19 protein-coding genes are annotated in these 20425 nt (G+C 60.5%); 18 read left to right on the forward strand and 1 reads right to left on the reverse strand.

Features of this window, described 5'->3' with window-relative positions; translation table 11 throughout:
• Nucleotides 1-2 precede the first annotated feature (2 nt).
• Nucleotides 3-1544 carry an acyl-CoA synthetase gene (locus NLM31_RS05610; RefSeq protein WP_254191718.1) on the reverse strand — a complete coding sequence of 514 codons (1542 nt, stop codon included), beginning with the start codon at nt 1542-1544 and terminating at the stop codon, nt 3-5.
• Nucleotides 1545-1806: 262 nt separating this feature from the next.
• Here NLM31_RS05610 and NLM31_RS05615 point away from each other — a divergent pair, with 262 nt between their 5' ends.
• The 18 genes from NLM31_RS05615 to NLM31_RS05705 all read left to right on the forward strand — a co-directional run bounded on the left by NLM31_RS05615 (nt 1807) and on the right by NLM31_RS05705 (nt 20278).
• Entirely contained in the window at nt 1807-2481 is a 675-nt protein-coding gene (locus NLM31_RS05615; protein ID WP_254191719.1) for a TetR/AcrR family transcriptional regulator, read from the forward strand.
• 836 nt (nt 2482-3317) lie between these two features.
• Nucleotides 3318-4466 (forward strand): acyl-CoA dehydrogenase family protein, encoded by a 1149-nt coding sequence (locus NLM31_RS05625; RefSeq protein ID WP_254191721.1) that lies wholly within the window; start codon nt 3318-3320, stop codon nt 4464-4466.
• A gap of 29 nt (nt 4467-4495) precedes the next feature.
• Nucleotides 4496-5671: an acetyl-CoA C-acyltransferase gene (locus NLM31_RS05630; protein ID WP_254191722.1), complete on the forward strand. Its 1176-nt coding sequence runs from the start codon at nt 4496-4498 to the stop codon at nt 5669-5671.
• Nucleotides 5672-5695: 24 nt separating this feature from the next.
• Nucleotides 5696-6457 (forward strand): SDR family NAD(P)-dependent oxidoreductase, encoded by a 762-nt coding sequence (locus tag NLM31_RS05635; protein ID WP_254191723.1) that lies wholly within the window; start codon nt 5696-5698, stop codon nt 6455-6457.
• Nucleotides 6454-7629, forward strand: coding sequence for an acyl-CoA dehydrogenase family protein (locus tag NLM31_RS05640; RefSeq protein WP_254191724.1), 1176 nt, complete (start codon nt 6454-6456; stop codon nt 7627-7629). Before NLM31_RS05635 ends, NLM31_RS05640 begins: the two co-directional genes overlap by 4 nt.
• On the forward strand, nt 7626-8693 hold the full coding sequence (locus NLM31_RS05645; protein ID WP_254191725.1) for a phosphotransferase: 1068 nt from the start codon (nt 7626-7628) through the stop codon (nt 8691-8693). Before NLM31_RS05640 ends, NLM31_RS05645 begins: the two co-directional genes overlap by 4 nt.
• Nucleotides 8690-9466 (forward strand): enoyl-CoA hydratase/isomerase family protein, encoded by a 777-nt coding sequence (locus tag NLM31_RS05650; RefSeq protein ID WP_254191726.1) that lies wholly within the window; start codon nt 8690-8692, stop codon nt 9464-9466. The genes NLM31_RS05645 and NLM31_RS05650 overlap by 4 nt, the downstream gene beginning before the upstream one ends.
• A gap of 13 nt (nt 9467-9479) precedes the next feature.
• The gene (locus NLM31_RS05655; protein ID WP_254191727.1) at nt 9480-10643 is read left to right on the forward strand and encodes an acetyl-CoA C-acetyltransferase; all 1164 of its coding nucleotides are present in this window, start codon (nt 9480-9482) and stop codon (nt 10641-10643) included.
• Complete coding sequence (locus NLM31_RS05660) at nt 10640-11635, forward strand: nitronate monooxygenase family protein (protein WP_254099543.1); 996 nt, start codon at nt 10640-10642, stop codon at nt 11633-11635. The genes NLM31_RS05655 and NLM31_RS05660 overlap by 4 nt, the downstream gene beginning before the upstream one ends.
• Before the next feature lie 54 nt (nt 11636-11689).
• Nucleotides 11690-12469: an ABC transporter ATP-binding protein gene (locus tag NLM31_RS05665; RefSeq protein WP_375167465.1), complete on the forward strand. Its 780-nt coding sequence runs from the start codon at nt 11690-11692 to the stop codon at nt 12467-12469.
• The gene (locus tag NLM31_RS05670) at nt 12466-13179 is read left to right on the forward strand and encodes an ABC transporter ATP-binding protein (RefSeq protein ID WP_254191729.1); all 714 of its coding nucleotides are present in this window, start codon (nt 12466-12468) and stop codon (nt 13177-13179) included. Before NLM31_RS05665 ends, NLM31_RS05670 begins: the two co-directional genes overlap by 4 nt.
• A gap of 13 nt (nt 13180-13192) precedes the next feature.
• Nucleotides 13193-14071: a branched-chain amino acid ABC transporter permease gene (locus NLM31_RS05675; protein WP_254191730.1), complete on the forward strand. Its 879-nt coding sequence runs from the start codon at nt 13193-13195 to the stop codon at nt 14069-14071.
• A 2-nt stretch (nt 14072-14073) separates the two neighbouring features.
• Nucleotides 14074-15093, forward strand: coding sequence for a branched-chain amino acid ABC transporter permease (locus NLM31_RS05680; protein WP_254191731.1), 1020 nt, complete (start codon nt 14074-14076; stop codon nt 15091-15093).
• Nucleotides 15094-15113: 20 nt separating this feature from the next.
• Nucleotides 15114-16322: an ABC transporter substrate-binding protein gene (locus NLM31_RS05685; protein WP_254191732.1), complete on the forward strand. Its 1209-nt coding sequence runs from the start codon at nt 15114-15116 to the stop codon at nt 16320-16322.
• A 164-nt stretch (nt 16323-16486) separates the two neighbouring features.
• Nucleotides 16487-17632 carry an acyl-CoA dehydrogenase family protein gene (locus NLM31_RS05690; RefSeq protein ID WP_254191733.1) on the forward strand — a complete coding sequence of 382 codons (1146 nt, stop codon included), beginning with the start codon at nt 16487-16489 and terminating at the stop codon, nt 17630-17632.
• 74 nt (nt 17633-17706) lie between these two features.
• The gene (locus tag NLM31_RS05695; RefSeq protein WP_254191734.1) at nt 17707-18684 is read left to right on the forward strand and encodes an NADPH:quinone oxidoreductase family protein; all 978 of its coding nucleotides are present in this window, start codon (nt 17707-17709) and stop codon (nt 18682-18684) included.
• 23 nt (nt 18685-18707) lie between these two features.
• A complete protein-coding gene (locus NLM31_RS05700; protein WP_254191735.1) occupies nt 18708-19379 on the forward strand; it encodes a nitroreductase in 672 nt (223 codons plus the stop codon).
• A 122-nt stretch (nt 19380-19501) separates the two neighbouring features.
• A complete protein-coding gene (locus NLM31_RS05705; RefSeq protein WP_254191736.1) occupies nt 19502-20278 on the forward strand; it encodes an enoyl-CoA hydratase-related protein in 777 nt (258 codons plus the stop codon).
• The last annotated feature ends 147 nt before the right edge of the window (nt 20279-20425 follow it).

The raw sequence follows: 20425 nt of genomic DNA on the forward strand, positions 1-20425 counted from the left end.
CCTCAAGCTGCCTTCTCCGGCCAATATCGCTTACGCAACTCCTGCTTCATAAGCTTGCCCGTCTGTGAGCGCGGGACCTCATGCACGAAGTCGACGCTCTTGGGCGCCTTGTAGCTCGCAACCCGAGCCTTCACAAAGTCGATGACTTCTTGCGCCAAGCTGTCGTTGCCTTCGATGCCGGGCATGAGTTGCACGATTGCTTTGACCTGTTCGCCCATTTCAGTATCGGGAATACCGATAACGGCTACGTCTGCGATCGCAGGATGAATGACGAGGACGTTCTCGATCTCTTGAGGGTAGATGTTGACCCCACCGGAGATAATCATGAATGCCTTGCGGTCGGTCAAGAACAGATAGCCGTCGGCATCGACGTGTCCGATATCGCCGACCGTCGTCCAATACGGATGTGCAGGATGTTGCGCGGCTTGTGTCTTCTCGGGCTCGTCATGGTAGACAAACGGCATCCCATCGCGTTCGAAATAGATGATGCCCGTCTGACCCACTGGGACTTCGCTGCCTTCCTCGTCGCAGATATGAATTTTCCCGAGCGCGGCGCGACCGACGGAGCCGGGTTTCCTGAGCCACTCCTCGGGCCCAATGACGGTCATCCCGTTCATTTCGGTGGCGGAGTAGTACTCCCACAATACCGGACCCCACCACGTCATCATCTCTCGCTTAACTTCAACGGGACACGGTGCGGCGGCGTGAATGGCGACCTGCAGATTGCTGACGTCGTATTGAGCTCGGACTGATTCAGGTAGTTTGAGCATCCTCACGAACATGGTCGGGACCCACTGACTGTGGGTCACCTTGTAGCGCTGGATGATGGCCAACGCCGCTTCGGCGTCGAACTTGTCCATGACCAAAGCGGTGCCCCCGAGCGCTTGGACGGTGGCACAGGTTCGGAGCGGTGCTGCATGATAGAGCGGCGCAGGAGACAAGTAGATAGTCGTCTCGTCGAAACCGAAGTTCGAGGAGAACATCTGCACCATCGTATCGCCTGGATCGGAAACCTGCCGCTCCGGCAGCGCATGCTTTACGCCTTTGGGCCTGCCGGTTGTGCCGGAAGAATACAGCATGTCGGCGCCACGAGGTTGGGAAGATGGCATGGTGGCGCGCGCGGTTTTCAGTAGATGCTGGTATGGCTCGTAACCAGGCAGATCCCCTTCGAGACTGATGCGACGCTTGAGCTGGCTGTGCGTGCCAAGTCTCGAGGCCGTCTCAACTCCACCGCGACCCACGAACAACGCGGCAGCGCCAGAGTTGGCGAGCATGTAGTCGACTTCATCAGAGCTCAACCGATAGTTTATCGGCATCAGATACAGACCCGAACGCTGAGTGGCCCAATAGATGTCGAAAATCCAAGAGCTGTTGTCGGAGAGTACGCCGACCACATCGCCAGGCCGCAGGCCCGCGTCAAAGAGCCAATTTGCAACCCGCCGTGACCGGTTCTCCAATTCGGCATAGGTCACGACCTCACCGGTCGCTGTCATGATGAGGGCAGGGCGGTCCGGATTTGTAAGTGCATGGGTCCCCGGATACATAATCACTCCTTGGATGCCGCCCTTCTGAGGAAGACGCGGAGTTGATATCGAGCGGAATTTGCTGGCGGTTCGTGAATCTGGCCGCCTGAGGTCAGCCTGACCTGCAAGGTGATTCACTGGCTATGTCGGTAAGTCAGGCCGCGCCTTTCGCTCTTCCCACCCTTGATTTGCTTGAAGTTTGAGCTTGATCAAGAACTGATATTGATGTCACATTACCGATTGCGGGCTAGTGGTCAAGGGACCGCGATGCTATGGATGGCAAATGCTGGAGACCGATGATTCTACTTTAGAGCCGCTGGCCCCCGCGACGGCGAAGGGAGCCGCGATGCGTGAGCGGCTGCTCAACGCCTCGGCGCGTGTATTCGCGCGCAAAGGATATGAGGCCACGCGGGTCGAGGACATCGTGAAGATTGCCCGCACCTCTTACGGCAACTTCTATCGGCACTTCCGAAACAAGGACGAAATTCTGCTGGCCGTGTTGAAGCCTCTGGTCGACGAGATCTACGTCGCAAGCAAGCGCAGGATTGGCCGCTCGTTGAAGGCAACCGAAGCAGAGTTCGTTGAGAATACCATCGCTTATCTCAAGATCTATGCCAGGCATCGTAAACTATTGCGTGTCATGCGGGAGGCGGCAGCTCGCGGCGAGAAGGCGACATTTCTGTCTCTCTATGTCACGGAACGTAGCCGCTTCGTTAGGCGTACCTCCACCTGGCTGACACGGCTTCAAGGGTTAGGCGAATTAAGTCGCGAACTCGATCCTGAAATGGCTGCCGAAGTGCTCGGCGCTACGATGGAGCAGGTTTCCTATATGAAGTTTGATCTCGCCTCGGAAGATCCAGACGACGCCGAGGTCGAGCACATAGGATCGCACTGCGCGAAGATCTGGTATCGAGGTGTGTTTGGCGCGGTCAAAGAAGATTCAGCTGCTCCAAACTAGGGCGTGCGTCCACGAACGCTGGCTTCCGATGGCAAGGCGGAAGTCCCTCCGTTTGGCTGCATCGGCGGTTAAAGAATTGTCATCTCTCAGCGCGAGGCCGGTGTGACATGAAAAAGAGCGACGTCGTTTGTTCTGAGTGCGGCGCTGGTTTTCGACGTCTCGAATTATCGTCACAGCCGGGCGAAATAGGCGAGTACCGCTGTCCGGTCTGCGATTCCTCCCTGGAAGTTTTCGACGGTAGCAAGTTAGTTGCCTACCGCCTGACAATCGAACCGTGCACGAGAGCCATACGCGATTGAGGCGGCCTAACCGGAATTTCGGATTATAAATCAATCTCCGTAGCCGGCAGCCTATCGCCGTCGATTGATCCAGTCGCCAGCTCACTGTTGTGCATGGGTTCAATTGGTTTGTCTTCCTTGCTCGCTCTAGCACCGTGCCGTCTTAAGTCGCTGCATCAACTATTCGGTTAGGCCGCGGATCGACCGGTCGATACGACTGTCGCGTGCCGCTGCCAAACAGGTGCGTTGCGCTTCGTCGTGAACGCCGCCCAGGGACCGCGAGCAAGCGGTCGAGTGCTCATCATTCCAAAGCGCCGCGTGTTTGGCTCGCTGCAATGCGCGAAGCCTTGACGGAACAGATCATCAGTAATATGACGTCAATATCACTTTTAAGCGCCGATGTAGAAGCGCCGGAAATTCGATAGGGGAGGAGCCGATTTAATCGGCGTAAAACTCAATGAAATCAGCTATTTCGTTGCTTCGCTCCCTCGTTCATGGCGCGGTCGCACTCGTTCGCCGTCTACCCGTCATTGGCGGATATTCGGCGGGAGCTTCGTCATGATCCTGAATGAAACTCAAGCCGCCATCCGCGACGAGGTGCGCAAGTTTGCTCAGGAGCGGATTGCTCCCCGCGCCCGCGAGTACGAAGAAGCCAATGGGTACCCGCCGGAGCTATTTGAGGAGCTTGCGAGCCTTGGTCTGATGGGAATGACGGCTCCCGAGGCTGTCGGCGGAGCTGGCGCGGACTACGTGGCCTATGCGGCCTCACTCATCGAGATCGCAGCGGCTGATGGCGCGCTGTCTACGATACTGAGCATTCAAAACAGTCTGATCGTATCAGGCTTGTTGAAGGACGGTACGCCGACGCAGCAAGCGAAATTTCTGCCCTTGCTGATATCTGGACGAATGATCGGCGCATTCGCGCTAACAGAGGCGGAAGCGGGCTCGGATGCTGCCGCGTTGAGGACGTGCGCCGTTCGAGCGGGCGATGGCTACAATCTCAACGGAGCGAAGCAGTTCATTTCGTCGGGGCGCACTGCCGGTCTCGCGATCGTGTTCGCTGTAACCAATCCTGCAGCGGGCAAACGCGGGATCTCGGCCTTTCTGGTCCCTACTGACAGCCCCGGGTACAGCGTCGAGAGGGTCGAACGCAAGTTGGGGCAGGCGGCGTCCGACACTTGTGCCCTTCGGTTCGATGACGTTTTCGTCGAAGAGGGGCTGCGGCTCGGGCCGGAGGGCGCGGGCTATTCCATCGCGCTCTCCAATCTTGAGGTCGGCCGCATCGGCATTGCGGCTCAATGTGTGGGAATGGCACGCGCCGCTCTCGATGCGGCGGTGAGGTACGCCGGCGAGCGCAAGAGTTTCGGAGCCCCAATCATCTCGCATCAGGCCGTCGGGTTTCGTCTAGCGGATCTTGCCGCAAGACTTGAGGCTGCACATCAGCTCGTGCTGCATGCGGCCGCGATGAAGGACGCCGCTCTACCCTGTCTCAAGGAAGCGTCCATGGCCAAGCTCGTAGCCTCCGAAACAGCGGAAGCGGTGGTTTCCGGCGCGCTCCAGACATTCGGTGGCTACGGCTATCTGGAAGATTTTGGCATCGCGAAAATCTATCGGGATGTGCGCGTCTGTCAGATCTACGAAGGCACATCAGACATTCAGCGAATGGTCATTGCGCGCGATCTAGCGAAAACCGCGGCAACAACGTGACCAGCAACGAAATGCATTGAGGAGCGTCCATGTCCGATCCAGTTGTCATCGCGAGCTACGCGCGTACGCCCATCGGGTCGTTCCAGGGATCGCTCGCTCGCTTCAAGGCCACCGAGCTGGGTGCTGCAGCAGTGAAGGCGGCGGTCGAACGGGCCGGCGTCGCGGCGGAAAACGTAGACCAAGTGGTCATGGGCTGCGTATTGCCGGCGGCTCTTGGTCAGGCTCCCGCTCGACAAGCTGCGCTCGGGGCGGGGTTGGCTCTGAGCGCTCAGGCAACGACCGTCAACAAAATGTGCGGTTCCGGGATGCAAGCCGCGATCCTGGCTCACGACGCGATCGCGGTGGGCTCCGCGGACGTTGTCGTCGCGGGTGGCATGGAGAGCATGACGAACGCGCCGTATGCGCTGCCCAAGCATCGCGGTGGCGCACGCATCGGGCATGACCGTATCATCGACACGATGATGATGGACGGACTGGAGGATGCGTACACTCCAGGCAAGGCCATGGGCGTCTTTGCGGAAGATGCTGCATGCGAATTTCAGTTCAGTCGCAGTGCGCAGGACGAATATGCGCTCCGGTCCCTGGACCGGGCCAAGGCCGCAATTTCAAGCGGAGCATTCGCTGACGAGATAGTGGCCCTGCCGGCGGTAGCCAAGACTGGATCGGTCGTTGATACCGATGAACAGCCCGGAAAGGCGAAGCCGGAGAAGATACCCTTCCTCAGGCCCGCGTTTGCTCCTGACGGCACGATCACACCTGCCAACGCCTCGTCCATTTCCGATGGAGCCGCCGCCTTGGTGATGACCCGCCGAAGCATCGCCGAGAGATTGGGGCTCCCGATCGCCGCGACGGTCCGGGCGCACGCTGCTCACGCCCACGCGCCGGCTCTGTTCACAACCGCCCCCGTGCCCGCAATCCAGAAGGTGCTCGCCAAGGCCGGATGGTCGGCCGCGGACGTCGATCTCTACGAGATCAATGAGGCGTTTGCCGTGGTCGCGATGATCGCCGCGCGCGAACTCGATATTCCGGCTGAGAAACTCAACGTCAATGGCGGTGCGACCGCCCTTGGCCATCCCATCGGCGCCAGCGGCGCGCGCATCATTGTCACCTTGCTCGCTGCGCTCAAGGCGCGCGGTCTCAAGCGAGGCGTGGTCAGCCTCTGCATCGGCGGCGGCGAAGCGACCGCGATGGCGATCGAAGTTTAAGCATCTAAGACAGGAAAGATAAGCATGCACATCAAGGGAACAGCCGCGATCGTCACGGGCGGCGCATCCGGTCTCGGGGGCGCCGCGGCAGAGCGACTCGCGGCAGCCGGCGCCAAAGTGACGATCTTGGATCTCAACTCCGAGTTGGGGGAGGCGCACGCCAAGGCTATCGGTGGGCACTTCGTCAAAGTCGACGTGACCGACGAGGATGGCGTCGAGCAGGCGCTCGAATCCGCGGAGCGCTTGGGCGGCAAAGCGCGCATCCTGGTCAACTGCGCCGGCCTCGGCCCGCCCGGCAAGGCTATCGGCCGAGACGGCAAGGCGCTGCCGCTGCGCGACTTCGCCAGAACGATCAACATCAATCTGATCGGCAGCTTCAATGTCCTGTCAAAGTTCGCCGCGCGTCTTCATGCGGCCGAGCTGGCCGATGAGGAACGGGGCGTCATCATCAACACCGCGAGCGTCGCCGCATTCGATGGCCAGATCGGCCAAGCCGCCTATTCGGCATCCAAGGGCGGCATCGTCGGCATGACGCTGCCCCTTGCTCGTGAATTCGCACGCTACGGCATCCGGGTGATGACGATCGCACCTGGTATCTTCCTGACTCCCCTGCTGATGTCGCTCCCTGAAGAAGCGCAAAAGTCGCTGGGCAAGCAGGTACCCTTCCCGAGCCGGCTCGGACATCCGTCTGAATTTGCTCAGATGATCGAATCCATCGTCGCCAATCCAATGCTGAACGGCGAGACCATCCGCCTGGACGGCGCAATCCGCATGGCGCCGAAATGACCGGGATCGGCCCAGAGCGTACTCAAGAGATTGCGGATCGCGTTGAGCGCTTCGTTCGGGATGTCGTAGTCCCGTTCGAGCGCGATCCTCGCCGTGATCATCATGACTGTCCAAAGGACGAGTTGGTCACCGAACTACGTGAACTGGCGCGGGCGGCAGGCGTATTGACGCCGCACATACTGCCCGACGGTTCACATCTCTCGCAGAGCGAGACGGCGACAGTCCTGGCCAAGACAGGCCTATCGCCGCTTGGACCGCTCGCATGCAACACGGCGGCCCCCGATGAAGGCAATATGTACCTTCTGGGCAAAATCGGCTCGCCTGAGATCAAGGAGCGGTTTCTAAAGCCGCTCGTCGAGGGGCGCGCGCGGTCCGCGTTCTTCATGACCGAACCGGCCGAGGAGGGCGGAGCGGGATCCGACCCATCGATGATGACGACGACCTGCCGTCCGGACGGCAACCAGTGGGTCGTGAATGGACGCAAAGCGTTCATCACGGGAGCACGCGGAGCCAAGGTCGGCATCGTGATGGCAAAGGCCGAGGAGGGCGCATGCATGTTCCTCGTCGATCTGCCCGATCCTGCAATTACCATCGATCGTGTGCCCAACACGATCGACAGCTCCATGCCGGGCGGCCACGCCGTCGTGACCATCCGTAATTTGCGTATTCCTGCCGATCAAATGCTCGGGCAGCCGGGTGAGGGGTTCAAATATGCCCAGATCCGGCTTTCGCCGGCCAGGCTGTCGCATTGCATGCGCTGGCTGGGTGCTTGCATCCGCGCCAACGAGATCGCGACCGGTTACGCCAACCGCCGGAAGGCGTTCGGCGAGACGCTGATCGATCACGAGGGCGTCGGCTTCATGCTTGCCGACAACCTCATCGATCTCAAGCAGGCCGAACTGATGATCTCGTGGTGTGCGAGCGTCCTGGACGCGGGGGCACTCGGAACCAACGAGAGCTCGATGGCCAAGGTCGCGGTGAGCGAGGCGCTCATGCGCGTCGCCGATCGCTGCGTGCAGGTGATGGGTGGATCTGGCGTCACCAACGAAACCATCGTGGAGCAGGTTTTCCGTGAGGTTCGCGCGTTTCGAATCTACGACGGTCCGACCGAGGTGCACAAATGGTCGCTCGCAAAGAAGATCAAGCGCGACTGGCAGAAGGCAAACCCGTGAGCGCTCTCGACGAAGCGGCAAATTCCGGACTGGCTGAACCCTCCGAGGGTTATCGTCTCGACGAGGACGCCTTGTCGCGATGGATGACGGCCAATGTCGACGGATTTCGAGGACCTCTCAACGTCTCGAAATTCAAGGGAGGTCAGTCGAACCCGACCTACCGTCTTCAGTCCGCAGACGGCGTCTACGTCCTTCGGCGGAAGCCGCCGGGTTTGCTGGTATCCGGCGCGCACGCAGTCGATCGCGAGGCACGCGTACAAAGCGCGCTGTCGCAAATCGGGTTTCCGGTGGCGCGCATCTACGGATATTGCGCCGACAAGGCCGTTATCGGCAGCGAATTCTATGTGATGCAGCTCGTCGAAGGCCGCATCTTCTGGGACGCAACCTTTCCCGAGGTGAGTCGTGAAGAGCGTCCTTCGTACTTCTACGCTATGTGCGACGTCATCGCGCAACTGCACTCCATTGGTCCGGCTTCGATTGGTCTGGGCGATTACGGAAAGCCGGGCAGCTACTTCGCGCGGCAGATCAGTCGCTGGTCACGGCAGTATCAGGAAGATCCTGAGGCCGGGCGCGACGCCAACATGGACCGCCTCGTCAAAGCGCTCCCGGAACGCATTCCCCAAGGTGAGGAGGTCGCAATCGTCCATGGCGACTTTCGCTGCGACAATCTCATCTTTCATCCCCGAGAGCCGCGAATTATCGCCGTACTCGATTGGGAGCTTTCGACCATCGGACATCCGCTGGCGGACTTCGCCTATCACGCGATGATGTATCGCATGCCTCCTCATATCGTCGCCGGTCTTGGCGGAGCCGATCTGGCGGCCCTCAACATTCCGAGCGAAGCGGAATATATCAAGAGGTATTGCCGAGCGACCGGACGCGAAACGATTCCGGACTGGCACTTCTACGTTGCTTTCAATTTCTTCCGGCTCGCGGCGATCATGCATGGCATTGCTGGTCGCGCGCTGCGCGGCACGGCCTCCTCGACGCAGGCTAACGAGCGCGGCAAGACCTTTCCAGAACTGGCTGCGTTGGCTGTTCGCGCGCTGGAGAACCTCCCATGAGCCCCCCTATCGAGTTCTCCTGCGCCGAGAAGATCGCGACCGTGACCCTGTCGCGCCCGGACCACGGCAACACGATCGATCCCGCTCTGGCTCGCGCTCTTCTGGAGGCCGCCAAACGTTGCGACGAGGACGATGACATCCGGTGCGTTGTTCTGACTGGGCGCGGCAAGCTCTTCTGCGGGGGCGGGGACGTCAGCGCTTTCGCCGCAGCCGGCGCCGACGTCTCGGCCTTCCTGGAGGATCTGGCGGAAACGCTGCACGCGGCAATCATGCGCCTTATGCGCATGAGAAAGCCGCTGATCACGCTCGTGAACGGCCCCGCAGCCGGAGCCGGCATGAGCCTCGCGATGATCGGCGACTTCGCGCTGGCAGCCCGCTCGGCTCACTTCAGCCCGGCCTATACCGCCTTGGGCCTCAGCCCGGACGGTGGAATGAGTTGGCTGCTGCCGCGGGTGGTTGGCCTCAGGCGAGCTCAGGAGATCATCCTGTCCAACCGTCGCGTGCCGAGCGACGAGGCGGAGCGAATTGGTATCGTCACGCGCATCGTCGATGGCGAGCAGCTGCTTGCCTCCGGCGCCGAACTCGCTGCGAAGCTGGTGGCTGAGCCGGTGGCAGCATTCGGTGCGGTTCGGCGTCTCCTCCTCGAAAGTTACGATAGCACGTTGGAGGCCCAACTCGAGCGGGAGATGCGGAGCATTGCCGCGCTGGGTAACTCGGAAGAATCACGTCGTCGCGTAGCGGCCTTCGTCGCTCGTCGAAATTCAAACGGATGAAAGGAATTGTTCCATGGCCGAAGCTTATATCGTCGAAGCTGTACGAACGGCAGGTGGCAGGCGCAACGGCAAGCTGGCCGGCTGGCATCCCGCCAATCTGGCGGCCGAAACGCTCAACGCGCTCGTGGACCGCTCGGGGATTGATCCTGCCGCCGTCGACGACGTGATTCTGGGCTGCGTGACGCAGGCCGGCGAACAGGCGTTCGCCTTCGGACGGAATGCGGTGCTTGCCTCCAAGCTCCCCGGATCCGTTCCGGCCGTGACGATCGATCGGCAATGCGGGAGCTCGCAGCAGGCGGTGCAGTTCGCCGCCCAGGCAGTGATGTCCGGTACCCAAGACGTCGTGATTGCCGCTGGCGCGGAGAGCATGACCCGCGTGCCGATGTTCTCGAACGTGTTGTTGCACCAGAAGGAAGGCATCGGGATCGGTCCAATCAGCGATCGCATTCAGAAGCGGTTCGGTGTGGAATCCTTCAGCCAGTTTGAGGGCGCCGAAATGATCGCAAAGAAGTACGGGTTTGATCGACTGACCTTGGATCGGTTCGCTCTTGAAAGTCATCGTCGCGCCGCAGAGGCGACGAAATCCGGAGCCTTCCAGAACGAGATCGTGCCCCTCAAGATCGAAGGGGGCGAGCACACCGTGGACGAAGGCATTCGGTTCGACGCCTCGCTGGAATCGATTGGCTCGGTCAAGCTTCTGAAAGACGGTGGTGTCGTCAGCGCCGCCAACGCAAGCCAGATCTGCGACGGCGCATCCGCCGCGCTGGTCGTAAGCGAGAAGGCTCTCAAGGAGCACAATCTGAAGCCGATCGCGCGCGTCGTCGGTCTTACGGTGACCGCCGGCGACCCAGTCATCATGCTTGAGGAGCCCATCAACGCGACCCGACGGGCTCTCGCGAAGGCAGGAATGAAGATCGGCGATATCGACCTGTACGAAGTCAACGAGGCATTCGCACCGGTGCCGCTTGCCTGGCTTCAGGCGATCGAGGCCGACCCGGAAAAGCTCAATGTCAACGGGGGCGCGATTGCGCTCGGTCACCCGCTCGGCGCCTCGGGCACGAAGCTCCTTTCCACTCTGGTTCACGCTCTCAAGGCGCGGGGCAAGCGATATGGCCTTCAGACGATGTGTGAGGGCGGCGGCATCGCCAACGTGACCATCGTTGAGGCTTTGGGATGACCTTCCAAACCCGCTTTACGGAGCTCGTCGGTATCAGCCACCCGGTCATGCAGGGCGGCATGATGTGGGTCGGGCGTGCGGAGCTCGCCAGCGCGGTCTCCAACGCTGGCGGGTTGGGTATCATCACGGCTTTGACCCAGCCGACCCCGGACGATCTGCGGAGAGAGATTGATCGCTGCCGATCGATGACCGATAGGCCTTTCGGGGTCAACCTGACGATCCTTCCCTCGGTAACGCCTCCTCCTTATGCAGAGTATCGAAAGGCCATCATCGAAAGCGGGATCAAGGTGGTCGAGACGGCTGGCGCGCGGCCACAAGAGCATGTGGATGAATTCAAGTCACATGACATCATCGTCATTCACAAGTGCACTTCGGTTCGACACGCCCTTTCCGCCGAGAAGATGGGGGTCGACGTTGTGTCGATCGATGGCTTCGAGTGCGCTGGCCATCCCGGAGAGGATGACGTGCCTGGTCTCGTATTGATCCCCGCTGCGGCAGACAAGATTTCCATTCCGATGTTGGCCAGCGGCGGCTTCGGTGATGGTCGTGGTCTCGCAGCTGCCTTGGCTCTCGGGGCCGACGGAATCAACATGGGCACGCGTTTCTGCGCGACGGTTGAGGCTCCGATACACGAGGCAGTGAAGCAGTTTCTGGTTCAGAACGACGAGCGCGCAACGAACCTTATCTTCCGCAGGTTTCGGAATACGGGCCGGGTCGCCAAGAACAGCGTGTCCGACAAGGTCGTTGAGATATCGAATGTACCTGAAGCCGCGTTTGATGATGTCCGGCCGTTGGTCTCGGGGGCGAAGGGACGCGTTGCGCTCGAAACCGGTGACCTTGACGCTGGGTTGATCTGGGCAGGGCAAGTGCAAGGGCTCATTCACGATGTCCCGACGTGCCAGCGCCTGATCGAGCGGATCGTGGCTGACGCCAAGGTTACGATTCGTGGCCGGCTCGCGGGATTGCTGAAGTCCGAAGGTCTCCCGGCCTGAAGAGAGTGCCGGTGCTCCGGCGTTGTGGGGTAGAGCATGGTTCAAGTGAGGCAAATGAAGGATCAAGGGGTTCTGCTCTCGGTTCGTGGCGTGACGGTCGCTTTCGGCGGCATCACCGCGCTCAACGGCGTGTCCTTTGACATGCACAAGGGCCAGATCCTCGGCTTGATCGGCCCCAACGGCGCCGGCAAGACCACGTTCTTCAACTGCCTGTCCCGGCTCTACCAGCCGTCGTCTGGCGACATCCTGATGGAAGGCGCGAGCATCCTGACGCGCCCGCCGCACCGGATCGCCGAGATCGGCATCGGCCGCACCTTCCAGAACGTGGCGCTGTTTCCGAACCTCTCGGTGATGGACAACGTCCGCGTCGGCACGCATGCGCGCACCTCCAGCGACATCATCAGCGACTCGCTTCGCCTCGCCTGGATTCGCCGCAGCGAGAGCGACGTCAACAAGAAGGTGCACGAGATCCTCGCCTATCTCGATCTCGAGGATGTCGCCCACACCACCGTCTCCGGCCTGCCCTTCGGCACGCAGAAGCGCGTCGAGCTGGCGCGCGCGCTCGCGGCAGATCCGAAGATCCTGCTGCTCGACGAGCCGGCCGGCGGCCTCAATCACGAGGAAGTCTACGTGCTCGGCGACCTCATCCGCCGCATCCGCGACGACCGCCACATGACCGTGTTGCTGGTCGAGCATCACATGGGTCTCGTGATGTCGATCGCCGACCACGTCGTCGCGCTGAATTTCGGCAAGAAGCTCGCGGAAGGCACGCCGGCCCAAGTGCAGGCGGACCCCGACGTCATCAAGGCCTATCTCGGGAGCAAGGACCAATGACGAATCTGCTCAACGTCAAGGACCTGCGCGCCTATTACGGCCAGGTCCAGGCGCTCCACGGCCTGTCCTTCTCGCTCAACGAGGGATCGCTGACGACGCTGCTGGGCGCCAACGGCGCCGGCAAGACCACGACGCTGCGCGCGATCTGCAACATGGTACGCTCCACCGGCGGCATCGAGTTCGACGGCAAGCCGCTGAACAACCGCTCCACCGAAAGCATCGTGCGGTTCGGCATCGCGCATGTGCCGCAGGGTCGCGGCACCTTCACCACCATGACGGTGGAGGAGAACTTGCAGCTCGGGGCCATCACCCGCAAGGACAGCGCCGGCATCGTCTCCGACATCGAGCGCATGTACGCGCATTTCCCGGTGCTGAAGCAGCGCCACACCCAGCAGGCCGGCACGCTCTCCGGCGGCGAGCAGCAGATGCTCGCGGTCGCCCGCGCCCTGATGCTGCGGCCGCGGCTGATGCTGCTGGACGAGCCCTCCTTCGGCCTCGCGCCGCTGGTGGTGCGCGACCTGTTCGGCATCCTCGGCAAGATCAACCGCGAGGACAAGGTGTCGATCCTGGTGGTCGAGCAGAACGCCCAGCTCGCGCTCGAGCTCGCCGACCAGGCCTATGTGATCGAGACCGGCCGCATCGTGATGTCGGGCAATGCCAAGGACATCGCGAACAACGAAGAAATCCGCAAATCCTATCTGGGTTACTGAGGGAGCCGGGACAATGGAGCTGTTCACCAACCAGGTCCTGGCCGGCATCGCCACGGGCGCGATCTACGCCTGCATGGCGCTCGCCGTGGTCATGATCTACCAGGCCATCGACCATCTCAACTTCGCGCAGGGCGAGATGGCGATGTTCTCGACCTTCATCTCCTGGCAGCTGATGCAGTGGGGCGTGTCCTATTGGGCCGCCTTCGTGATCACGCTGATCTTCTCCTTCATCGCCGGCATCGCGATCGAGCGCATCCTGTTCAAGCCGCTCGCCAAGGCGCCGGTGCTGACCAACGTCGCCGGCTTCATCGCGCTGTTCGCGATCATCAACTCCTCGGCCGGCCTGATCTGGGACTTCACCATCAAGCAGTATCCGACGCCGTTCGGTTCTTCGCCGTTCCTGGGCAGCCAGCTGATCTCGACCCACCAGGCCGGCATGATCGGCGTCACCGTGCTGCTGCTGCTTGGCCTCTACTTCTTCTTCCAGTACACGAGGATCGGCCTTGCGATGCGGGCCGCGGCTTCGGTTCCTGAATCCGCCCGCCTCGTCGGCATCAACACCTCTTGGATGATCGCGCTCGGCTGGGGCATGGCGACCGCGATCGGCTCGATCGCCGGCATGCTGATCGCACCGGTCGTGTTCCTCGAGCCCAACATGATGGGCGGCGTGCTGATCTACGGCTTCGCCGCGGCAGTGCTCGGCGGGCTGTCGAGCCCGTTCGGCGCCGTGGTCGGCGGCTTCCTGGTCGGCGTGTTCGAGAACCTCGCCGGCACCTACATCCCCGGCGTCGGCAACGAGCTGAAACTCCCGATCGCGCTTGCGCTGATCATCTCCGTCCTGGTCGTCAAACCGGCTGGCCTGTTCGGCCGGCACATCGTCAAGCGAGTTTGATCATGAGCGCAGCAGAAGAAGTCGTTGCCGAAGGCCATCAGGCGGTCGAGGCCGTTCCGAAGCGAGCCATGACGTTGGGCACCGGCACCTCGCTGTTGGTGCTGCTGCTTCTCATCGCCGTTCCGCTGGTCGCGAAGAACTTCGTGATCTTCCAGCTGACCCAGCTCCTGTATTTGGGCCTCGCCGTGCTGGCGCTGAACATCCTGACCGGCGGCTCCGGCCAGTTCTCGCTCGGCCAGAGCGCGTTCTACGCTATCGGCGCCTACGTCACCGCTGTCATGATGGAGCAGCTCAACGTCCCGTACTTCCTCTGCCTGCCGGTCGCGGGCGTGCTGTGCTTCGGCGCGGGCTTCCTGTTCGGCCAGCCGGCGCTGCGGCTCTCGGGCGTGTATCTCGCGCTTGCGACCTTCGCGCTGGCCACCGCGATGCCACAGCTGCTCAAGCTGAACTTCCTCGAGCACTGGACCGGCGGCGTGCAGGGCCTCGTCGTCACCAAGCCAGATGCGCCGTTCGGCCTGCCGATGTCGCAGGACATGTGGCTCTACTACTTCACGCTCGTGATCGTCCTTGCGATCTACCTGCTCTCGGTGAACCTGCTGCGCTCGCGGTCGGGCCGCGCCTTCATGGCGATCCGCGACAACGAGATCGCAGCTTCCGCCATGGGCATCAACGTCGCGCTGTACAAGACGCTGGCCTTCGGCGTTTCGGCCGCCATCACTGGCGTCGCCGGCGGCCTCAGTGCGATCGCCGTGCAGTTCGTCGCACCCGACAGCTTCACCATCACGCTCGCGATCCAGCTGTTCCTCGGAATGGTCGTTGGCGGCGTCGGCTGGCTGCCGGGCTCGATCGTCGGTGCGGCCTTCATCATATTCGTGCCAAACATCGCGGAGGGCATCTCCAAGGGTCTCTCCGGCGCCGTGTTCGGCGTCCTCTTGTTTCTCGTCATCTATCTTGTGCCACATGGCGCAAGGCAGGTCGCGATCCTAAGCCAAGGCTGGGTCGCCAAACTAAAACAGAAGTGAAACTCACAAGGAGACTTCATATGCTTGCTAGGATTATAGGGACGACCGCTCTGGCAACAGCAGTGATCGCGCTCGCGTCGGGCACGGCGCTCGCCCAGAAGAAGTATGATACGGGGGCCAACGACACCGAGATCAAGGTCGGTAATCTCATGCCGTACAGCGGTCCGGGATCTGCCTACGGCGTCATCGGCCAGGTGGAGGCCGCATACTTCAAGATGATCAACGACAAGGGCGGCATCAACGGCCGCAAGGTCAACTTCATCAGCTATGACGACGCGTACTCGCCGCCGAAGGCCGTCGAGCAGACGCGCAAGCTGGTGGAGAGCGACGAAGTTCTGCTCATGTTCGATCCGCTGGGCACGGCCAACAACACAGCTATCCAGAAGTATCTGAACTCCAAGAAGATCCCACAGCTTTTCGTGGCGGCGGGCGCCACCAAGTTCAACGATCCCAAGAGCTTCCCCTGGACTACGGGCTGGCAACCCTCCTACCAGAGCGAGGCTCGCGCCTACGCGAAGTACATCCTCAAAGAAAAGCCAAACGCCAAAGTCGCCGTTTTCTATCAAAACGACGATCTCGGAAAGGACTACTTGAAGGGCCTCAAGGATAAGCTAGGTGCTCAGATTGTTGCTGAGGAAAGCTACGAAACGTCAGAGCCGACGATCGACAGTCACATCGTCAAGCTCAAGGCGACAGGGGCCGATACCCTGGTCGATATCAGCTCACCCAAATTTGCGGCTCAGGCAATCAAGAAGATTGCCGAAGTTGACTGGAAGCCGCTGCACATCCTGAGCAACGTTTCGGCGTCGGTCGGCAGCGTGATCAAACCTGCTGGCTTTGAGAACGCACAGGGCATCATCTCCGCCACCTACTTGAAGGACCCGGCGGATCCGCAGTGGGAGAATGATCCCGGCATGAAGGAGTTTCAGGGCTTTCTGAGCAAGTATTATCCCGAAGGCAACAAGCGCGACATCTTGCTGATCACCGGCTACGCGCTTGCGGAGACGCTGGCCCAGACGTTGAAGCAATGCGGCGACGACCTCACGCGCGAGAACGTCATGAAGCAGGCTGCGAACCTGAAGGATTGGCGGACCGAGGCGCTCTTGCCGGGAATCTACCTGAACACCTCGCCGACCGACTTTGCTCCGATCAGCCAACTTCGGTTGATGCGCTTTAGCGGCGAAAAGTGGGAGCTCTTCGGAGACGTGATCAACGGGGACACGGAATAGACCCCCACTCAGAGAACCGCCGCGCATGCTTTCGACAGCAGATGAAATCGAAGTGTTGTCGAAGAAGAGCGCGGCGGGTTCAATCGATCACGTTTGGACGAAAATGCGGAACCCAGCCGGAAGCGAAAGCGATGGTTGCTTTCATAGGAACGACGAGTAGGCGCATGATTGACTATCGACCCTCCTGGCTCGATTCCGACCTTGAGATGTATCGCGAAACGGTCACCCGCTTCGTCGACAAGGAAATGGCGCCATTTGACGAAGAGGCCCGCGAGCGAGGGAATGTCGGGCACGAACTCTGGCTTAAGGCCGGCGCGCTTGGACTTCTCTGTTCGGACATCCCGACCGAATATGGCGGCGCCGGAGGCGATTTTCGGCACGAAGCTATCTTTTACGATGCAATGGCGCGCCGCGGCCTGACGGGCATGAATCCCTCCGTCCACACGATCGTCGCGCATTATGTGCTGAACCATGGCACCGAGGAGCAAAAACGCGAATACCTGCCGCGCTTGGCGAGCGGAGAACTCGTCGGAGCCATCGCGATGACCGAGCCGGGTGCTGGCTCGGATCTCCAGTCCATTCGAACCCGTGCTGAGAAGCGCGGCGATGACTACGTGATCAACGGCTCAAAGACGTTCATTTCCAACGGTCTTCTTGCCGGCCTGGTGCTCGTCGTTGCGAAGACCGATCCGGCCGAGCGGGCGAGCGGAATGTCGATCATCCTGGTTGAGACAGCAAAAGCTCCAGGCTTCAGGGTCGGACGCTTGCTTGATAAGCTCGGACTGAAGGCCCAGGATACTTCCGAGCTGTTCTTTGACGAGGTCGTCGTGCCAGCCTCAAACTTGCTCGGTGGAGTGGAAGGTCGTGGCTTTTACCAATTGATGTCGGACTTGCCCTATGAACGCACGATCATCGGCGTCATGGCGGTGGCGGCAATGGAGGGCGCACTCGAGGCGACGCTTGCCTTTGTTCGGGAACGCAAGGCGTTCGGAAAGTCGATCGCTGACTTCCAGAACACAAAGTACCGGCTGGCCGAGTTGGCAACGATCACGAAAGTCACGCGCAGCTTTGTCGACGAATGCGTCGAGGCGCTGGTTTCCGGCACGCTCGATGCGGCAACAGCCTCGATGGCCAAGCTCTGGGCATCGGAGCAACAGGGTAAGGTCATCGACGAGTGCTTGCAGTTGCACGGCGGATACGGCTTCATGAACGAGTACCTTATTGCACGGATGTATGCCGACGCACGCGTGCAGCGTATCTATGGCGGAACCAGCGAAATGATGAAGGAGGTGATCTCTCGGGCCCTCTAGAGTTTGGAGATCTCTGCACTTAATCGCGCGAATTCGACGGCCGATCGAGATCGGCGCTCGCTGAAGAGGATGTCATGAAAGCAGTCCTGGTCGAAAACTACGATCGCATCGAAAATATCGCCATCAAGGAAGTGGCCAAACCTGAATTGTCGCCGGGAATGGTCCGCGTTCGAATTCAAGCAGCCGCCGTCGGTTTCGTGGACGGCTTGAAGGTGCAGGGGCTGTATCAGACCAAGGATCCTCTGCCATTTACGCCGGGGTCGGAGTTTGCGGGCGTCGTCGACGAGGCGGCGGAAGATGCTAAGGGCTTCGCACCCGGTAAACCGGTCATCGGGATGGTCAGAAATGGTGGCCTTGCCGAATACATTTGCGTGCCAGCCGAGGACCTTTTCTTCACGCCGAAGGGCATAGAGCCGGAGGTCGGCGCCTCGTTCTTCGCAAATTACCTGACTGCGCTGTACGCGCTCAGCGCTCGGGGGAAGCTACGGAAAGGCGAGACTCTTCTGGTTTTGGGAGCCGCTGGTGGGGTTGGAATAGCTGCTGTCCAGGTTGGAAAGTTGCTGGGAGCCCGCGTCATTGCGGCGGCTTCGACTGAGGAGAAACGGCAATTTGCGATCAGTCATGGTGCAGATGCGGGCCTGGACTACACGCGTGATGGGTGGCGCGACGAACTTAAGGACCTCACCGGCGGTCACGGGGCGGACGTGATCTATGATCCCATCGGCGGAGATCTGAGCCTGCAGGCCTTCCGTTCGATCGCCTGGAATGGACGGCACCTGGTGATCGGCTTTGCTTCAGGGACGATCCCGGCCCTGCGGTTCAATCTGCCCCTTCTAAAGGGGGGCGCGCTGCTGGGTGTCGACCTGGCACAGATCGGGCGTCGCGAGCCGGATGTGCGCGATCTCGTCATCGCCCAACTGTTCACTTGGTTGAGCGAGAAGACGCTTGCTCCTGTGGTGGGACGGGTCTTTGCATTTGAGGAATTCCACGAAGCGTTCAAAGCGATGACGACGCGCTCGGCTCTAGGAAAGATGGTCGTCCGGATCGGATGACAGAGGTATTCGGAGAAATTTTCATGAAAGTTTCGGACGCGTTGAACTCGCGCACCTCCGTGCGGGCATTCTTGGACGTTCCCGTCCCCGGCGAGGTCGTCGAAGACATCCTGCTTGCGGCCAGCCGTTCACCTTCCGGCGGCAATCTACAGCCTTGGCATGTCTGGGCTCTAGGAGGTCAAGAACTCGCTCGATTCAAGGCGCTAATGGCCGAGCGGATCAAGATCAATCCGAAGGGCGAGAAGCCGGAATACAATATCTATCCACCAGAACTGAAGGAGCCGTATAGAAGCCGACGCTTCAAGAACGGTGAGGATCTCTATCGCACGATCGGGATTCCGCGCGAGGACAAAGCTGCTCGTCTCAATCAGCTTGCAAAGAACTTCACCTTTTTCGGTGCGCCTGTCGGCCTGTTTTTCGCCATTGATCGCCAGATGGAACCTGGGCAATGGGCCGATCTCGGCATGTACATGCAATCCGTTATGCTGCTCGCGCTGGAGAAGGGGTTGAGCACCTGTCCCCAAGAGGCGTGGGCGCTCTGGCATGGGACCGTTGCGGATTTTATCGGATTGCCCTCCCATCTCATGCTCTTTTGCGGCATGGCTCTTGGTTACATGGATCGAGAACATCCGATCAACAGTTTGCGCGCAGATCGTGCCGACTTGTCAGAATTCGCGACTATCAGCAGATTTTGATCGCGAGAAGCCAAGAAACTGCACTGATAATCGATTTGCCGAACCTCGATTGTTTGCAAACTGATCGTCTCGGACAACAACTGTGCCATCGGCATATTCCACTTCGAAAGGCTAAAGCCGCAATGACCTACGAACATGTCAAGGTCGCCCGTGAGGGGAGGCGTACAATCGTCACGATTGATCGGCCTGAGGCACATAACGCCTTGAATGCTGATTGCCACGCCGAGCTTGAGGACGTCTTCGATAAATTTGCTTCCGACGACGAGCAGTGGGTGGCGATCATTACGGGGGCCGGACCGAAAGCGTTCTGTGCAGGTCACGATCTCAAGCAGCAGGCGGCCGGCGGAGGGCTGACGACCCCAGCCAAGGGCTTTGGTGGTCTGACAAGGCGCTTTGATCTGGCGAAACCAGTGATCGCAGCGGTCAATGGGGTCGCGATGGGTGGCGGATTTGAGATCGCACTGGCATGCGATATCGTGGTTGCCTCGGAGAACGCCGTGTTCGCGCTGCCGGAGCCGCGCGTTGGCTTGGCGGCGCTCGCTGGGGGAATTCAGCGACTCCCTCGGGAGATCGGCCTCAAGCGAGCGATGGGCATGATGCTGACGGGACGTCGGGTCAGCGCGGAGGAAGCGTTCTCGTTAGGTCTTGTCAACGAGGTAGTCAGCGGGAACGTTCTGGATGCCGCCAGACGCTGGGCCGACGAGATCCTTGCCTGCAGTCCCATGTCGGTCCGGGCCACTAAGGAAGCGGTTCTCCGAGGGCTGTCACGCTCCATTTCCGAGGGAATTTCAGAGGAGTGGGAATACCCGGCTATGAAGGTGATGCTCGCTTCTGCGGATGCGGTGGAAGGACCACAGGCCTTTGCGGAGAAGCGCAAGCCGAATTGGAAGGGGAACTAAGCCTACTTCACAGTGGATTAGTGTCTCAAAGGATTTGCCGTTTTCTTAGCTTCAGCCGTGATCGTAACTCGTTCACACGACGCCTGGAATAATCGCAGATGTCTGTGTTGTTCCTCCCAAGACTTGCCGGGCTGTTGCAGCTCAGGT

It is taken from the genome of Bradyrhizobium sp. CCGUVB4N, assembly GCF_024199945.1.
GTDB lineage: Bacteria > Pseudomonadota > Alphaproteobacteria > Rhizobiales > Xanthobacteraceae > Bradyrhizobium.

Bases quoted from the DNA above. Each gene is read 5' to 3' on its own strand.
- NLM31_RS05660 (WP_254099543.1), top strand. From the start codon at position 10,640: ATGACCTTCCAAACCCGCTTTACGGAGCTCGTCGGTATCAGCCACCCG.
- NLM31_RS05650 (WP_254191726.1), top strand. From the start codon at position 8,690: ATGAGCCCCCCTATCGAGTTCTCCTGCGCCGAGAAGATCGCGACCGTG.
- NLM31_RS05615 (WP_254191719.1), top strand. From the start codon at position 1,807: ATGCTGGAGACCGATGATTCTACTTTAGAGCCGCTGGCCCCCGCGACG.
- NLM31_RS05685 (WP_254191732.1), top strand. From the start codon at position 15,114: ATGCTTGCTAGGATTATAGGGACGACCGCTCTGGCAACAGCAGTGATC.
- NLM31_RS05665 (WP_375167465.1), top strand. From the start codon at position 11,690: ATGAAGGATCAAGGGGTTCTGCTCTCGGTTCGTGGCGTGACGGTCGCT.
- NLM31_RS05675 (WP_254191730.1), top strand. From the start codon at position 13,193: ATGGAGCTGTTCACCAACCAGGTCCTGGCCGGCATCGCCACGGGCGCG.
- NLM31_RS05700 (WP_254191735.1), top strand. From the start codon at position 18,708: ATGAAAGTTTCGGACGCGTTGAACTCGCGCACCTCCGTGCGGGCATTC.
- NLM31_RS05625 (WP_254191721.1), top strand. From the start codon at position 3,318: ATGATCCTGAATGAAACTCAAGCCGCCATCCGCGACGAGGTGCGCAAG.
- NLM31_RS05670 (WP_254191729.1), top strand. From the start codon at position 12,466: ATGACGAATCTGCTCAACGTCAAGGACCTGCGCGCCTATTACGGCCAG.
- NLM31_RS05640 (WP_254191724.1), top strand. From the start codon at position 6,454: ATGACCGGGATCGGCCCAGAGCGTACTCAAGAGATTGCGGATCGCGTT.
- NLM31_RS05630 (WP_254191722.1), top strand. From the start codon at position 4,496: ATGTCCGATCCAGTTGTCATCGCGAGCTACGCGCGTACGCCCATCGGG.
- NLM31_RS05695 (WP_254191734.1), top strand. From the start codon at position 17,707: ATGAAAGCAGTCCTGGTCGAAAACTACGATCGCATCGAAAATATCGCC.
- NLM31_RS05690 (WP_254191733.1), top strand. From the start codon at position 16,487: ATGATTGACTATCGACCCTCCTGGCTCGATTCCGACCTTGAGATGTAT.
- NLM31_RS05610 (WP_254191718.1), bottom strand. From the start codon at position 1,544: ATGTATCCGGGGACCCATGCACTTACAAATCCGGACCGCCCTGCCCTC.
- NLM31_RS05680 (WP_254191731.1), top strand. From the start codon at position 14,074: ATGAGCGCAGCAGAAGAAGTCGTTGCCGAAGGCCATCAGGCGGTCGAG.
- NLM31_RS05635 (WP_254191723.1), top strand. From the start codon at position 5,696: ATGCACATCAAGGGAACAGCCGCGATCGTCACGGGCGGCGCATCCGGT.
- NLM31_RS05655 (WP_254191727.1), top strand. From the start codon at position 9,480: ATGGCCGAAGCTTATATCGTCGAAGCTGTACGAACGGCAGGTGGCAGG.
- NLM31_RS05705 (WP_254191736.1), top strand. From the start codon at position 19,502: ATGACCTACGAACATGTCAAGGTCGCCCGTGAGGGGAGGCGTACAATC.